The organism is Streptomyces sp. NPDC006463, assembly GCF_042870715.1.
Lineage (GTDB): Bacteria > Actinomycetota > Actinomycetes > Streptomycetales > Streptomycetaceae > Streptomyces.
Map to the genome: position 1 here is coordinate 1 of NZ_JBIAHP010000038.1, position 15641 is coordinate 15641.

At 72.1% G+C, this 15641-nt stretch carries 14 protein-coding genes; 8 read left to right on the forward strand and 6 right to left on the reverse strand.

Going from position 1 to position 15641, the window contains the following annotated elements:
* The first annotated feature begins 1245 nt into the window (after positions 1–1245).
* Positions 1246–2379 (forward strand): hypothetical protein, encoded by a 1134-nt coding sequence (locus tag ACFYOB_RS38460; RefSeq protein WP_388568886.1) that lies wholly within the window; start codon positions 1246–1248, stop codon positions 2377–2379.
* A gap of 13 nt (positions 2380–2392) precedes the next feature.
* Positions 2393–3487, forward strand: coding sequence for a phosphotransferase family protein (locus tag ACFYOB_RS38465; RefSeq protein ID WP_388568889.1), 1095 nt, complete (start codon positions 2393–2395; stop codon positions 3485–3487).
* A gap of 18 nt (positions 3488–3505) precedes the next feature.
* Here the strand turns inward: ACFYOB_RS38465 and ACFYOB_RS38470 are convergent, their stop codons facing one another.
* Positions 3506–3955 carry a hypothetical protein gene (locus tag ACFYOB_RS38470; RefSeq protein ID WP_388568893.1) on the reverse strand — a complete coding sequence of 150 codons (450 nt, stop codon included), beginning with the start codon at positions 3953–3955 and terminating at the stop codon, positions 3506–3508.
* Between the two features lie 217 nt (positions 3956–4172).
* On the opposite strand from ACFYOB_RS38470, the gene ACFYOB_RS38475 reads away from it, so the two are divergent.
* The 4 genes from ACFYOB_RS38475 (at position 4173) to fxsA (ending at position 8078) form a co-directional block, all read left to right on the forward strand.
* Positions 4173–4613, forward strand: a complete 441-nt coding sequence (locus ACFYOB_RS38475) for an Lrp/AsnC family transcriptional regulator (RefSeq protein WP_030011705.1) — start codon at positions 4173–4175, stop codon at positions 4611–4613.
* Between the two features lie 58 nt (positions 4614–4671).
* Positions 4672–6300, forward strand: coding sequence for an amidohydrolase (locus tag ACFYOB_RS38480; protein ID WP_388568895.1), 1629 nt, complete (start codon positions 4672–4674; stop codon positions 6298–6300).
* Between the two features lie 328 nt (positions 6301–6628).
* The gene (locus ACFYOB_RS38485) at positions 6629–7417 is read left to right on the forward strand and encodes a polyprenol monophosphomannose synthase (protein ID WP_388568897.1); all 789 of its coding nucleotides are present in this window, start codon (positions 6629–6631) and stop codon (positions 7415–7417) included.
* Positions 7418–7505: 88 nt separating this feature from the next.
* Complete coding sequence (fxsA, locus tag ACFYOB_RS38490; RefSeq protein ID WP_388568900.1) at positions 7506–8078, forward strand: FxsA family membrane protein; 573 nt, start codon at positions 7506–7508, stop codon at positions 8076–8078.
* Between the two features lie 262 nt (positions 8079–8340).
* Here fxsA and ACFYOB_RS38495 read toward each other — a convergent pair whose 3' ends face one another.
* The 3 genes from ACFYOB_RS38495 to ACFYOB_RS38505 all read right to left on the reverse strand — a co-directional run bounded on the left by ACFYOB_RS38495 (position 8341) and on the right by ACFYOB_RS38505 (position 11257).
* Positions 8341–8715, reverse strand: coding sequence for an RNA polymerase-binding protein RbpA (locus ACFYOB_RS38495; RefSeq protein WP_007262928.1), 375 nt, complete (start codon positions 8713–8715; stop codon positions 8341–8343).
* A gap of 314 nt (positions 8716–9029) precedes the next feature.
* A complete protein-coding gene (locus ACFYOB_RS38500) occupies positions 9030–10418 on the reverse strand; it encodes an MFS transporter (protein ID WP_388568902.1) in 1389 nt (462 codons plus the stop codon).
* Between the two features lie 68 nt (positions 10419–10486).
* Positions 10487–11257, reverse strand: coding sequence for a glycerophosphodiester phosphodiesterase (locus ACFYOB_RS38505; protein ID WP_388568905.1), 771 nt, complete (start codon positions 11255–11257; stop codon positions 10487–10489).
* Between the two features lie 181 nt (positions 11258–11438).
* Here ACFYOB_RS38505 and ACFYOB_RS38510 point away from each other — a divergent pair, with 181 nt between their 5' ends.
* Positions 11439–12941, forward strand: coding sequence for a PLP-dependent aminotransferase family protein (locus ACFYOB_RS38510; protein ID WP_388568908.1), 1503 nt, complete (start codon positions 11439–11441; stop codon positions 12939–12941).
* Positions 12942–12987: 46 nt separating this feature from the next.
* Here the strand turns inward: ACFYOB_RS38510 and ACFYOB_RS38515 are convergent, their stop codons facing one another.
* Positions 12988–14556, reverse strand: a complete 1569-nt coding sequence (locus tag ACFYOB_RS38515) for a hypothetical protein (RefSeq protein ID WP_388568910.1) — start codon at positions 14554–14556, stop codon at positions 12988–12990.
* Between the two features lie 69 nt (positions 14557–14625).
* A complete protein-coding gene (locus ACFYOB_RS38520) occupies positions 14626–14820 on the reverse strand; it encodes a hypothetical protein (protein WP_030031218.1) in 195 nt (64 codons plus the stop codon).
* Positions 14821–15117: 297 nt separating this feature from the next.
* On the opposite strand from ACFYOB_RS38520, the gene ACFYOB_RS38525 reads away from it, so the two are divergent.
* Positions 15118–15540, forward strand: a complete 423-nt coding sequence (locus ACFYOB_RS38525; RefSeq protein ID WP_388568912.1) for an ankyrin repeat domain-containing protein — start codon at positions 15118–15120, stop codon at positions 15538–15540.
* Positions 15541–15641 lie beyond the last annotated feature (101 nt).

Sequence of the window (15641 nt, forward strand, 5' to 3'; positions counted from 1 at the left end):
CCCCGCCCCGCATCTGTGATGCCGCCCCGTGGACGTCCCGCCCCCGAGGCCCCCGCCCCGCATCTGTGATGCCGCCCCGTGGACGTCCCGCCCCCCGAAGCCACCACCCCGCATCTCTGATCCCGCCCCGTGGACGTCCCGCCCCCCGAAGCCACCACCCCGCCTCCCTGATGCCGCCCGGTTGAGGTCCCGCTCCCCACACGACGGGCAGCAAGGTTGGGCAGGCGTCTGCGACGCCCAGGATTGGACCGCTGCGGTAGTCGTGCTGAGGCAAACCCTGACGGCTCTATTTGAAGATGTGATCGTCAGGGTTGTCGGCGGGCGTGCAGGCACTGGATGCAGTCGGGGCGGCGAACGCGGAAGCAGAGAGGGAGAGGCATCCGCAGGCGAGTGCGGTCGCGGCGCCGAGGAGGGTGAAGCGCCGGGTCCTTGTGGGCATGAGAATCAGGTCCTTTCGTACGGACTCCATTGCGCGTCGAGCGGGCCACCTGGTCACGTGACGAAATCTCGGGACTTGACAGCCGCTATCGAGGGCACGGCGATACGCACGTCAGAGGTGATATCGCTTCCCGCTTGGGGCGTCTGGGGCCCACACGAAACGCAAACGGCTCCTCAGAGGTCGTTTTCATCGACGAAGCCCGTCTGCTCCCGATTTGGGCCCGCGTCCAGGCATCGCTGGAGGGCGGCGAGGTGCTCATGTGTCGAACGATGCGCCTGGGAGAACCGTATTGCCCGTCTCATCCCGCAGGGTCTGTCTCATTCCAAGAGGCGCTGACTCCATCCCTTTCGCCCGAGGTAGGCGCCTCTTGGAAATGAGACGTAAGAGGCGCCAGCAAGCAGATGGGGCACCAGAGGCGACGCAAACTATCTGAAAACGACCTCTCAGGGTCTCTGTTGGGCCCGATTCAGGCGGCAAAGGGGCCAGACGGAGTCTGATGCCGGATTTTTCAACCTCTCACTCCGCCAAGGCGTCTCGCAGTCCTCAGGTGGCCGCCAAATAGCAGAAACTGTCCGCTGTCGCGGTCTTGGGGCGTCTTGCCGTCGTGGGGGCCGTGCCGGGACTCGTGGCAGTGGGCGGACCGCGCCCCATTCGGCGTCCGTCATGTCCGACGGATAGCGTCGCGGCCTCCCGCCCCGCCCGACACCCCCTGCCACCCTGTCAGTTCGTGCCATACCTCTGGCCCCGACGCCGGTTTCTGACGTACCGTCAAATCTGATCCGCACGTCCCGTCCCGGAGGTCCGCCATGCCCGCCGACCGGCCCATCGGCCTCGACGAGTACCCCATCCACCAGGCGCCCCTGTCGATGAAGCACCTCGTCAGTGGTGACCGCAACGCCTACGACCGTTGCATCTTCCACGTCTTCGACCACGCCGGCCGCGCCGTCCTCATCCTCGGCCTCGGGGTCTACCCCAATGCCGGGGTCATCGACGCCTACGCCACCCTCCGCGTCGGCGACGAACTCCTCGCCGTCCGTGCCTCCGACGCCCTCACCGACGACCGGATGAACCTCTCCGTCGGCCCTCTGGCCATCACCGTCGACGCCCCGCTCAAGCAGCTCACGCTGCGCTGCGCCGCCGACCCCGACGACCCGGACGGGCTCTCGTACGACGTCACGTGGACCGCCGAGTTCCCCGCCGTCTGGGAGCCCCACCACATCCAACGGCGCGGCGACCGCCTCATGCTGGAGGGTCGCCGGTTCGTCCAGGCCGGCAGCGTGAGCGGCGTCATCCGGGCCAAGGGCGAGGAGTTCATCCTCGCGCCGGGGGAGTGGACCGGTACCCGCGACCGCAGTTGGGGCGTGCGGCCGATCCCCGGTGAGGACGGGGGGCGGGCCGCCGAGGAGTACCGGCCCGAGGGCTTCCACTGGCTCTGGATCCCGGTCCGCTTCGAGGACCGCTTCCTGATGGTCATCGCCCAGGAGGACGCCGACGGCCACCGCACCCTGAGCGAGGCGGTCCAGGTCTTCCCCGAGGACAGCGGCCGCCACGACGTCCAGCTCGGCTGGCCGCACACCGAGATCCGCTACCGGCCCGGCAGCCGGCACCCCGAGAGCGCCGTCGTCCACCTCACCGACCCGGCCCGCAAGCCCCTCGAACTCGGAGTGGAGATCCTGAACTCCTCCCCGCTCGCCGTCGGCGCCGGCTACCCGCCCGCCGCCGACTGGCAGCACGGCAGCTGGCAGGGCCGCGGCTGGACCGACCGCCGCGTCTACGACCTCTCCGACCCCACCGCCCACCCCATGGCCGCCTTCGGGGTCACCGACCACTCGGCGCGCTTCACCCTCGACGGGCAGATCGGCCACGGCATCTTCGAGCACGGAAGCTTCGGCCGCCACGACCCGAGCGGCTTCGCCGACTACTCCTCCGTCGCCCAGTAGAAAAGGGGTACCCATGGCCACCGCTCCACGTCCGCGCACCTCCACCCGGGAGCCCGAAGAGCTCGGCCGGCGTCTCGCCGCCTGGCTGGACACCAGGCTCCCCGGCGCGAAGGTCACCAACGTCTCCGTTCCCGGATCCAACGGCATGTCCAGCGAGACCCTGCTCTTCGACATAGACCACCCCGACACCCCGCTCCGCGCCTGCGCGCTGCGGCTCGCCGCCGACCCGGCCGCCTACAGCGTCTTCCCGACGTACGACATGCCGCGCCAGCACCGTGTGATGAGCCTGGTCGCCGAGCACACGGACCTGCCCGTTCCGCGCGTGCAGTGGCTGGAGGAGGACCCCGGGCCGCTCGGGGCGCCGTTCTTCGTGATGGCCCGGGCCGAGGGGCGGGTCCCGCCGGACGTCATGCCCTACACCTACGAGGGCAACTGGCTGCACGCCGCGACCGACGCCGAGCGCGCCGAGCTCCAGGAGGCGAGCATCTCCCTGCTGGCCCGCCTGCACGACCAGTTCCCGTGCGCGGAAGCGGAGTTCCTGCTCCCGAAGGGCGAGGGGAGCCCGCTGCGCCGCCACGTCGACGCCCAACGCGCCTACTACGCCTGGGTCGTGGGCGGGCTCGCCCCGTCCCCGCTCATCGAGCGGGCGTTCGCCCGCCTGGAGGAGCTGTGGCCGCGGGACGAGGGCCCGGCCGTCCTGAACTGGGGCGACGCCCGCATCGGCAACGTCATCTACGACGGCTTCACGCCGGCCGCCGTCCTGGACTGGGAGATGGCGGCGTACGCCCCGCGCGAGCTGGACCTCGGCTGGACCGTCTACCTCCACCGGTTCTTCCAGGACCTCACCGTCGGCTTCGGACAGCCCGGCCTGCCGGACTTCCTGCGCCGTGAGGACCTGGAGCGGCGGTACGCCGAACTCACCGGCCACACCCCGCGGGACATGGAGTTCCACACCTTGTACGCGGCCCTGCGGCACGGGATCGTGATGCTGCGCATCGCCTACCGGCAGGCGTACTTCGGAGAGGTCGAGATCCCCGCGGATCCGGACAGCCTGATCCTGCACCACGCCAGCCTGGCCGCCATGGTGCAGGGAACGTACTGGGAGTAGGCCCGGCGGAAGGCCGGGTCAGGCCGCCTGCACGTGCTGCTGTCGCGTCTGCGGCGGCACGGGGCTCACGATGCGGACCGGACGCGAGCCCGGACCGCCGACGTGCGAGAAGGGCTGCGTCCGCCAGTCGAGCCCCTGCGGCAGGCTCAGGAGCACCACCGGCTCCAGCTCCTGCGCCCCCACCGGCTGGATCATGCCGACGGTGGGCAGCGCGTCGCAGACGGGGCGCCCGGTGCCCGCGCACACCGTGAGACCGAAGGGGTTCCACGGGGTCAGGCAGAGCGCGTGCTGCGGCAGGTACTCCTCGTCGGCGACGAGAGCGATCGACTGGCCGCAGTCGGGGCAGACGGCGTGGTGGATCTCGAAGCCCTCGCCGTCGTCGAGGTGTTCGGGATACTCACCGTCCTCGGAATCGACGAGTTCGAGGGGCTCCGGTTCGGTGCGACCGGCGCGGGTGGTGTTCTGCATGGATGTACTCCCCCTTGGGTGGGCCGGGCGGGCTGGTTCTTCGGCCTCGGCCAAAGCAAGCACTTCCCGCCGCGCGGCACGAGTAACCACAACAGCCCTGCGTACGCCTGCATACCCTTGTGGCCTTGGTCACATGCCCGGCGCAGATGCCTCCAGTGGGCGGACAGCACTGTGCCTGGGATGCCCTTGGGCCTTAGGTTGAGCGGCTATGAGCGCAATGGAGGAGCTGGACCGCCAGATCGTGGATCTGCTCGTGCGGGACGGGCGGATGAGCTACACGGATCTGGGCAAGGCCACGGGACTGTCGACATCGGCGGTCCATCAGCGAGTACGCCGCCTGGAACAGCGCGGGGTGATCCGCGGCTACGCGGCCGTGGTCGACCCCGAGGCCGTCGGGCTGCCGCTGACGGCCTTCATCTCGGTCAAGCCGTTCGACCCGAGCGCCCCGGACGACATCGCCGACCGGCTGGCCGGCGTGCCCGAGATCGAGGCCTGCCACAGCGTCGCGGGCGACGAGAACTACATCCTCAAGGTCCGTGTCGCGACGCCGCTGGAGCTGGAAGACCTGCTGGGCCGCCTGCGCGCCCTCGCGCACGTCTCGACGCGCACCACGGTGGTCCTGTCCACCCCCTATGAGGCCCGCCCGCCCCGGGTGTAGCCGCCTCGGGGGGACCCGGCGGTCGGGCGGGCCGTGGGGACGCGGGAGACTGGTCCCCATGACTGACCGCACCGCCGCCTCCGCCGACGCCGCCGGAGCACCGACAAGGACCGTCCTCCTGCGCGGAGGCGAGGTACACAGCCCCGCGGACCCGTTCGCCACCGCGATGGTGGTCGAGCGGGGCCACGTCGCCTGGGTCGGCTCCGAGGGCGCGGCCGACGCCTTCGCGCAGGGCGTCGACGAGGTCGTCGACCTCGGCGGGGCGCTCGTCACGCCCGCCTTCACCGACGCGCACGTCCACACCACCTCCGCCGGCCTCGCGCTGACCGGACTGGACCTCTCCGGAGCGCGTTCCCTCCCCGCCGCGCTGGACCTCGTACGCGCGTACGCCGCGAGCCGCCCGGCCGACCGGGTGCTCCTCGGGCACGGCTGGGACGCCGCCCGCTGGCCCGAGCGCAGGGCCCCGCGCCGCGCCGAGCTCGACCAGGCCGCCGGCGGCCGCCCGCTCTACCTCAGCCGCATCGACGTGCACTCGGCCGTCGTCACCACCGCCCTGCTGGACCTCGTCCCCGGCGTGACCCCGGACGGCGACGAGCCGCTGACCCGCGACGCCCACCACGCCGTGCGCGCCGCCGCCCTGGCCGCCGTCACCCCCGCCCAGCGCGCCGAGGCCCAGCGGGCCGCCCTGGACCGGGCCGCCTCGCTCGGTATCGGCTCCGTGCACGAGTGCGGCGGGCCCGACATCTCCTCCGCCGAGGACTTCCGCGACCTGCTGGCACTGGCGGGGGAGCGGCCCGGGCCGCGTGTCTTCGGCTACTGGGCCGACCGGGACCTCGACCAGGCCAAGGCCCTCGGCGCCGTCGGGGCCGCCGGTGACCTGTTCGTCGACGGCGCCCTCGGCTCGCACACGGCCTGCCTGCACGTTCCGTACGCCGACGCCGCGCACACCGGCACCGGCTACCTGGACGCGCGCGCGGTCGCGGAGCACGTGGCGGCCTGCACCGAGGCGGGGCTCCAGGCCGGGTTCCACGCCATCGGTGACGCGGCGCTCACCGCCGTCGTGGAAGGTGTCCGCGCGGCCGCCGAGAAGGTCGGCCTGGCGCGGGTCCGCGCCGCCCGGCACCGGGTCGAGCACGCCGAGATGATGACCCCCGCCACCATCGCCGCCTTCGCGGAGCTGGGCCTGACGGCGTCCGTGCAGCCCGCCTTCGACGCGGCCTGGGGCGGCGAGGATGGCATGTACGCCGACCGGCTCGGCGCCGAGCGCGCCCGCACCCTGAACCCGTACGCGGCCATGCTCAAGGCCGGTGTCCCGCTGGCCTTCGGCTCGGACGCGCCCGTCACCCCGCTGGACCCGTGGGGCACCGTCCGCGCGGCCGCGTTCCACCGGACCCCTGAGCACCGCATCTCCGTGCGGGCCGCCTTCACCGCCCACACCCGGGGCGGCTGGCGGGCGCTCGGCCGCGACGACGCGGGCGTCCTGATTCCGGGCGCTCCGGCCGACTACGCCGTCTGGCAGACCGCCGAACTGGTCGTCCAGGCCCCCGACGACCGGGTCGCCCGCTGGTCCACGGACCCCCGTTCCGGCACCCCCGGACTGCCCGATCTGACCCCCGGCGCAGACCTGCCGGTGTGCCTGGCGACCGTGGTCGGTGGGCGGGAGGTATTCGTACGCCCACAGGGGTGATCCGGTGTGCCTCGGTTCGATACGGGCACCCGGACCCGGATAGGTTCGGCCGGGTCCACCACAGGACGCCCGTGCCGGACGGATCCGCCTTCACCCGCGCCCGCGCCTCGGGGGCGACGGAAGGTTTGGCCGGTTGGGGCACCTCCAGCGGTAGTTGGGGGAGGGTGGCCCCGGGGTCGGGGCCCGGCGGTCCAGTAGACAACGGTCACGGCGGCCCGCAGCCAGCGGGAGTCTGACCGGCCCGAAGGACCGCTGGCCCCGATCGCTGTTCTAAAGTCATCCTCTGCGACCAGACGTACAGGACGTGCAAGAGCACAAAGGGGACTCAGTGAGCGACGGCGGACAGCGGACCTACGGGCCGCTCGGTACAGCCTTGGTGATCATTCCGACCTACAACGAGGCGGAGAACATCGGGCTGATCGTCGGCCGCGTCCGCGCGGCGGTGCCCGAGGCCCATATCCTGGTCGCGGACGACAACAGCCCCGACGGCACCGGCAAGCTCGCCGACGAGCTGGCGGCCGGCGACGACCACGTGCACGTCCTGCACCGCAAGGGCAAGGAGGGACTCGGCGCCGCCTATCTGGCCGGCTTCGTCTGGGCCCTGGAAGCGGGCTACGGCGTGATCGTCGAGATGGACGCCGACGGCTCCCACCAGCCGGAGGAACTGCCCCGCCTGCTCACCGCGCTGGCCGGCGCCGACCTGGTCCTGGGCTCCCGCTGGGTGCCGGGCGGCCGTGTCGTGAACTGGCCCAAGAGCCGCGAGATCCTCTCGCGCGGAGGGTCCACGTACTCCCGGCTGATGCTGAACGTCCCGATCCGCGACGTGACGGGCGGCTACCGGGCCTTCCGCCGCGAGACCCTGGAGGGCCTGGGCCTGGAGGAGGTGGCCTCCGCGGGCTACTGCTTCCAGGTCGACCTGGCACGCAGGGCGGTGCAGAAGGGTTTCCGCGTGGTGGAGGTCCCGATCACCTTCGTCGAGCGTGAGTTCGGCGACAGCAAGATGAGCAAGGACATCGTGGTGGAGGCCCTGTGGCGGGTCACCCAGTGGGGCCTCAAGGCCCAGGCGGCCAAGCTGCTCCCGGGCAAGGGCGCGGACAAGGACAAGGGGCAGGCCTGACCTGCCGAAGCGGCCCGGACAGCCCTTAGGGGATGTCCGGTACCTCCGGCTGAGGCCGCTTTTACGCGGACCCGTGCACACTGGGGGCATGACGACCGGCGTTCCCACATCGACGGCCCCCCGGCGGCGCTCCCCCGCCCGTACGTTCCTCCCCCTGGCGATCGCCGCCTGGCTGATCCTGGAGATCTGGCTGCTCGGCCTGGTCGCCGACGCGGCCGGCGGGCTGGCCGTCGCCGCGCTGCTCGCGGGCGGGATGATCCTGGGCGTGGTGGTCATCAAGCGGGCCGGGCGACGTGCCTTCAAGAACCTCGCGGAAACCTTCCAGCAGGCCCAGCAGGGTCGGCAGCCCGCCGCGCAGCAGCCCGGCCAGGGCAACGGCCTCACCATGCTGGCGGGCCTGCTCCTGATCATGCCCGGCCTGATCTCCGACGTGGCGGGCCTCCTCTGCCTGCTCCCGCCGGTCCGGGCGTGGATCGGCCGCCGCGCGAGCCGGTCGCTGGAGCGCAAGATGGCTTCGGCCCCCGCAGGCTCCTTCGGTGACGCCTTCACGCAGGCCCGCATCCACTACCCCGACGGCAAGGTCGTCCAGGGCGAGGTCATCCGTGAGGACCGGCCGCAGCAACCGGGCGACACGGCGTACCGGCCGCCGCTCGCCCCGTAGGCGACGCGACCGGTCGGGGACGAGCCCGCATCAAGCGGGCGATACCTGACAAAGCCGACGGGCAACTGCAACGCCGAGGGGCCCCCCCCCCCCCCCCGGGGGGGGGGGGCCCCCGCGGGGGGGGGGGGGGCCGCGGGGGGGGGGGGGGGGGGGGGGGGCCCGCGGCCGCCCCCCCCCCCCCCCCCGCGCCCCCCCCCCCGGGGGGGGCCCCCCCCCCGGGGGGGGGGGCGGCGCCCCTCGGCTTGTTCGTTTCGTCCGGCTGTCAGGCGGACTTGCGGCTGTCCCGCGGATGCACGGCAATGTTCATGGCGCCGGAACGAAGGACCGCAAGCCTCTCGGCCAGCACTTCCTCCAGCTCCTCGCGGGTGCGCCGCTCCATGAGCATGTCCCAGTGCGTTCGCGCAGGCTTGCCCTTCTTCTCTTCGGGCCCGTCCCCGTCAACCAGGAGTGCCATGGCGCCGCACGCCTTGCACTCCCACTCCGGCGGAATTTCTGCCTCAACCGAGAACGGCATCTCAAATCGATGTCCGTTCTGGCATGCGTACTCCACCGCCTGGCGCGGGGCCAGATCGATGCCGCGGTCCGTCTCGTAGCTGGTAACCACGAGGCGCGTACCGCGGAGAGCTCGCTCACTCATGAATCGTGCCTCCCGGGCTTTGTCGCCCACAGGACAGGTGTCGCTGTCGTCGTCATCCGGTCAACGTCCGGTCGGCGGTATAGATTCCCGCTCCGGGTCATGCGTCGCCCGTCGTGCCGCCCCTTGTTGTACCCACCAATGCCCGTTTTGTCACATCTGGCAGCAGATGTCACCCAACGTCCATGCTTCTTTAGCGCGCAGTAACGGTCCGCCTGGCAGGCCAAAGGCGTACACTACCGGCCCTTTGCTTCAACGTCTAAATTCGTTCGGAATTCGTTCGTGGATCCGGGCCGGGCGCGCTCGCGGATCCGGTCTCAGATCCGCTCGGGTACAGGATTGCCTGCCGCCTCCACCGCGCGCCGCACCGGCACTCTGGCCAGCAGCACGAAACCCAGTGCGAAGAAGACCACCAGCGAGATGATCGCGTCCCGGTAGCTCCCGGTGAGCTGGTAGGTCAGGCCGAAGACCAGAGGTCCCACCCAGCTCAGCCCGCGGTCGCTCATCTCGTACGCGGAGAAGTACTCGGCCTCCTTGCCCGCCGGCACCAGGTGCGAGAAGAGCGAGCGCGACAGCGCCTGGCTGCCGCCCAGCACCAGCCCGATCATCGAGGCCAGTGCGAAGAACCACACCGGGGTCCGGGCCGGCAGGAAGTATCCGGCCGCCAGCGTCAGCCCCCACGCGGCCAGTGAACCCAGGATCGTGCGCTTGGCACCGTAGATCCGGGCCAGCCGGCCCATGCCGAGGGCGCCCGCAACCGCGAGGACCTGCACGAGCAGCACCGCCCCGATCAGCGTGGACTGCTCCAGCTCCAGTTCCTCCGACCCGTAGATCGAGGCCTGGGAGATCACCGTCTGCACGCCGTCGTTGTAGATCAGGTAGGCGAGCAGGAACGACAGGGTCAGCGGGTAGCGCCGCATGTCCTTCAGGGTCGCGACGAGCTGCTTCCAGCCGCTGACGGCCGGACCCGACCCGGGCTCGCGGACCACGGCCCGGTCCCGCAGCCGGCGCAGCGGGATCAGCGCGAAGGCCCCCCACCACAGGCCCGCCGAGGCCAGGCAGATCCGTACCGCCTCGCCCTCGGACAGGCCGAAGGAGTCGTGGCCCTGGAAGAGCACCAGGTTCACCACCAGCATCACGGAGCCCGCGGTGTAGCCGAAGGCCCAGCCCCGGGAGGAGACCGTGTCCCGCTCGTCGGGAGTGGAGATCTGCGGCAGGTAGGCGTTGTAGAGCACCATCGAGACGGACAGCGCGGCGTTCGCCACGATCAGGAGCAGCCCGCCCAGCAGGTAGCGCTCACCGCCCAGGAAGAACATCCCGGCGGTCGCGGCGGCGCCCGTGTACGCGGCCACCGCCAGCATCGGCTTCTTGCGTCCGGTCCGGTCGGCGACGGCCCCCACCAGCGGCATGAGCACCACGGCCAGGATCACCGAGGCCGAGACCGAGTAGGCGAAGAAGGACCCCGCCCGCACCGGAATGCCCAGCGGGTGCACGAAGCCCTCGGTGTCGGCCGCCGCCTTGGCGATCGAGGTCAGATACGGCCCGAGGAACACCGTCAGCACGCTCGCCGAGTACACCGACACGGCGAAGTCGTAGAAGTACCAGCCCCGCTGCTCGCGCTTGCGCGCCGCCGTCGCGGTCGCCGCGGCGGCCGATCTGCCGTCCTCGGCGCCGGATTCCGCTTCGTCTTCCGTCTGCGCACTCATTCGGTGCCCCCTCGCTGGTCCCCGTACCGCGCGGCCCCCGGGTGCCCGCGCGGGCACCCCTGCCCTTGTCAGGCCCAGGCCCCGCGCCGGTCCAGCACCGCGCGCAAGATGTCGATCCGGTCGGTCATGATGCCATCGACACCCAGGTCGAGGAGAGACTCCATACGTTCCGGTTCGTTCACGGTCCACACGTGCACCTGCAGGCCGCGCTCGTGCGCGGTCCGCACGAAGCGCCGGTCGACCACGCGGATCCCCGCCTGGGTCTCGGGAACCTGGGCGGCCACCGCCCCCACGCGCAGCGCCGCCGGGATCGCGTACGAGCGCAGCCGCAGGCCCAGCACCCCGCGCACGCCGTACGAGGTGGCCAGCCGGGGCCCGGCGATCTTCTGGGCCCGCGCCACCCGGCTCTCGGAGAAGGAGCCCACGCAGACCCGGTCCCAGACACCTGCCCGCGCGACCAGGTTCACCAGCGGGTGCAGCGCCGACTCGGCCTTGATGTCGATGTTCCAGCGGGCGTCCGGGAACTCCTCCAGCAGGTCCTCGAAGAGGGCCAGCGGCTCGGTGCCCCCCACCCGGGCCTCGCGGATCCGCTTCCAGGGCAGCTCGGAGATCCGGCCCTGCGCGTCGGTGACCCGGTCCAGCGTGGAGTCGTGGAAGGCGACGAGTTTCCCGTCGGCGGTGGCGTGCACATCGGTCTCGAAATACCGGTAGCCCGCCTCGGCGGCGCGGCGGAAGGCTGCGGCGGTGTTCTCCAGCCCGTCCGCGGCCCCTCCCCGGTGTGCGAAGGGAATCGGAGCCGGGTGGTCCAGATACGGATGGCGAAGGCGTACGTGCGTCACGGCGGCAGTATCCCTCGTGGCGAGGGATGGTGCTGGTACGCCGGGTGAACGGGGGGCGGAGGCGGGTACGCCGCTGGTGCAGGTGGACCGGCCCGTGGCAGTCTGTGTCCGCAGACTTCAATCCAATCCCGGCCTCCGGCTCCCCCGTCGAGGCCAATCCGACGAAGGTGGACCGGACGCAATGGCCGAATGGACCTCAGCGGTCGGTGCCGCACAGCTCGCCCGCCTGATCACCTCCCAGCAGGGCCGCACCGCCGCACCCGGCTCGCGCAAGCTGCCCGCGTACCGCACCCTCGCCGACGGGATCCGCCTCCTCGTCCTCGAAGGCCGCGTCCCGGTCGCCGCCCGGCTGCCCGCCGAGCGCGAGCTGGCCGTCGCCCTCTCCCTCAGCCGCACCACCGTCGCCGCCGCGTACGAGGCCCTGCGCGGGGAGGGGTTCCTGGAGTCCCGGCGGGGCGCCGGCAGCTGGACCTCCGTACCGGCCGGGAACCCGCTGCCCGCCCGGGGCCTGGAGCCGCTGCCGCCCGAGTCCCTCGGGTCGATGATCGACCTCGGCTGCGCGGCCCTGCCCGCCCCCGAGCCCTGGCTCACCAAGGCCGTCCAGGGCGCGCTGGAGGAACTGCCCCCGTACGCGCACACCCACGGCGACTACCCGGCCGGCCTGCCCGCCCTGCGCCGGATGCTCGCCGACCGCTACACCGAGCAGGGCATCCCCACCATGCCCGAGCAGATCATGGTCACCACCGGCGCGATGGGCGCCATCGACGCCATCTGCAGCCTCTTCGCCGGGCGCGGCGAGCGGATCGCCGTGGAGTCCCCCTCGTACGCGAACATCCTGCAGCTCATGCGCGCGGCCGGTGCCCGCCTCGTGCCCGTCGCCATGGCCGACGGGCTGTCCGGCTGGGACATGGACGTGTGGCGCCGGGTCCTGCGGGACTCCGCCCCGCGCCTCGCCTACGTCGTGGCCGACTTCCACAACCCCACCGGAGCCCTCGCCTCCGAGGAGCAGCGCCGTGCGATGGTCGAGGCCGCCCGCTCCGCGGGCACCGTCCTGGTCGCCGACGAGACCATGCTGGAGCTCCAGCTGGACCCGGATCTGGAGATGCCCCGCCCGGTCTGTTCCTTCGACCCGGCCGGCAGCACCGTGATCACCGTGGGCTCCGCCAGCAAGGCCTTCTGGGCCGGCATGCGGATCGGCTGGGTCCGCGCCGCCCCCGACGTCATCCGCAGCCTGGTCGCGGCCCGCGCCTACGCGGACCTGGGCACGCCGGTGCTGGAACAGCTCGCGGTGAACTGGCTGATGAGGTCCGGGGGCTGGCAGGAGGCCGTGGGGATCCGTCGCGACCAGGCCAGGGAGAACCGGGACGCGCTGGTCGCCGCGGTGCGCCGGGAACTGCCCGACTGGGAGTTCGAGGTCCCCCAGGGCGGTCTCACCCTCTGGGCCCGCGCGGGCGGCCTCTCGGGCTCCCGGCTGGCCGAGGTGGGGGAGCGGGTCGGCGTACGGGTTCCCTCGGGGCCCCGGTTCGGCGTGGACGGGGCCTTCGAGGGCTACGTCCGGCTGCCCTTCACCGTGGGGGGCCCGGTGGCCGTGGAGGCCGCCACCCGGCTGGCGGCGGCGGCCGCCCTGGTCAGCACGGGCGCGGCAGGCAGCGGCGCCGAGCCCCCGCGGACGTTCGTGGCGTAAGGGCCGTCCGGTACGGGAGAGCCCTTGGCGCCGGTGCCGGGCCGGGTCACGGGATCTCCGAAGTGGTGACGGCCTGCCCCCGCCGGGCCTTGCCCAGCGTCACGTCACCCTGCCGCTCCGGCAGGAGCTCCAGCACGGCCTGGCGGAACGCCGGGTGCGCGGCGTCGTCGTACGGGTCCGGGGTGGCGGGCACCTGGAGCCGGTGCACCGGCCCCGAGCCGAGCCGCGCGTAGCCGCGCCCCGGCGGCACCTGGGCCGTCGGCGTGGTGTGCGGCGGCAGCCCCAGGACGTCGGCGATCTGCTGGATCGCGGCGGGCCCGAGTACGACCCGGGCTCGGGTGTGCTGCCACACGGCGTCGCTCAGCAGCTCCAGGTGGTCGAAGTGTTCGCTCACCACCACGGTGATGTGGGCGGCCCGCCCGTGCCGCAGCGGCACCTGCAGCTTGGCGAGCGGGTCGGGTGCCCCCTCGGCGGCCGCGAGATGTGTCAGCACGCTCGGCCGGTCGAGCAGGATCCACAGGGGACGGCGGGTGTCCTCGGGCGCCGGGCGCCCGGCCTCGCGGGCCCGGTGGGTGGCGATGAGGCGCCGCTCGGTCTCCTGGGCGGCCCATTCCAGGGTGGACAGCGCCCCGATCGGCCCGCACTCCACGCCGAGGACGCCGCTGCGCCCGGACAGGCAGGAGTACTCGCCGCTGCCGCCGCCCTCGACGATCAGTACGTCGCCCCCGTGCCGCAGGGCCTGCAGGGCGACGGAGCGCAGCAGGGTGGAGGTGCCGCTGCCGGGCTGCCCGACGGCCAGCAGGTGGGGCTCGGTGGAGCGGGGTCCGGTACGCCAGATAACCGGCGGCACGTCCCGCGGCTCGTCGCCCTCCAGCACGGGCAGGGTGCGCTGGACGCTCCCGGAATCGGTGAAGCCGAGGACGGTCTCGCCGGGGGAGGTGACGAACGGCTGGGCGGCGATACCCGTCGGCAGCGCCGCCAGCACCATCAGGTCGAGCTGGTTGCCCTCCTCGTCCCAGTCGAAGAGATACTCCCGTCCGCGCCCGGACTTGGCGTGCAGCAAAGCCTCGATCCGGGCCCGTGAGGTGGCCTCGCCATCGGTGAAGTAGGCCGGGTAGCGGATGTGGAGCCGGGTGACGCGGCCCGCCTCGTCGAACTCGTAGCCGCTGAAGGCCTTGTCCCAGTCCCCGCCGTGGGCGAAGAGCGGGCTCGGGTCCTCCGGGATGGAGAAGTACGGCACGAGGGCTTCGTAGAGGGAGCGGAGCCGTTCGGTCTCGGCATCGCTGGGCACGGTCTTCACCGGGGCGCGGTCGCGTCCCTGCCAGGCCGCCGCGGCCATGAGGGTGATCAGGGCGGCGAGCGGTCCGTAGGGGACGAGCGCGACCACGAGGACGCAGGCGGCTCCCAGGAACAGCGCGGGACCACGCCTGTCCTTGGGGGTTTCGGACCATTTGCGCCGCCCGGCCGAGGCCAGGACGCGCAGGCCGCGTCCGATGGTGAGGAGCGGATGGAGGACGTCCGTGGCGCTGTCGGCGGCCGTGCGAGCGATGTCGCGGCCCCGGGCCAGCGACGCGGTGCCGCGCTGAAGGATGCGGGGAAGTGGGCGCCGGGCCACGGGCGTCTCCTGGAGTTGTGGATGCTCGGGTACTTCGGGTGGGGCTGGGCGTCTTCGATCGGCGGCGGCCTAGAGCTTGATCCCGCCGAGCAGGCTCGCGAGGCTCGCCGTGCTCGCCGTGATGCTGGGGGCGATGGCGGAGCCTGCGAGGAAGAAGCCGAAGAGCGAGCAGACGAACGCGTGCGTCAGCTTCATCCCGTCCTTCTTGAAGAACAGGAAGCAGATGATGCCGAGCAGGACGACGCCTGAGATGGACAGGACCATGTGCGTTTCTCCTGGTGGGTGGGGACATTCACCATCAGTTCTTCCAGGCTCACAGGAAGTATCAATGCGACAAAAGGTGCATACGGGTGAATCCAGGAGTTTTTCACTGGACCGGCTCACCCCGGCTGGCGCGTCCGGAGTGAAGGGGGACAAGGGTGATCATTGCCTCGGCCTGCCCCGGACATGTGCAGGTCCGGGCGCTACCCTGGCGATTCACCCGTACGGACGCAGTGCCGTGCACCCCCCTGCCCGCCCGGCCCCGGGGGAACGAGCAGCGAGTGAAAGGCGGTACGAACGATGAGCGAGCACAGCGCGGGAGGCCCCGGTTCCCAGGACGTCCCCGACGAGGACGTCATCGAACTGGCCACCAAGATCTTCGACCTCGCCCGTCAGGGTGAGACCGAGACGCTCACCGCGTACCTCGACGCCGGTGTCCCGGCGAACCTCACCAACGACCGCGGCGACACCCTCGTCATGCTCGCCGCCTACCACGGCCACGCCGATGCCGTCGCGGCCCTGCTGGCCCGCGGCGCGGAGGCCGACCGCGCCAACGACCGCGGCCAGACCCCGCTCGCCGGAGCCGTCTTCAAGGGCGAGGAGGCCGTCATCCGCGCCCTGCTCGCCGGAGGGGCCGATCCGAACGCCGGCACCCCCTCCGCGGTGGACACGGCGCGCATGTTCGCCAAGGCCGACCTGCTGGAACTCTTCGGAGCCAAGTAATCCGCTTTTGCCGGTGACATGGCGGGGCCAGGCCGCTTCCCGACCTCACAGGTTGGTCACGGCGGCCGTAAATGTGGTCGCGGCGCACAAACCGCCTGGGT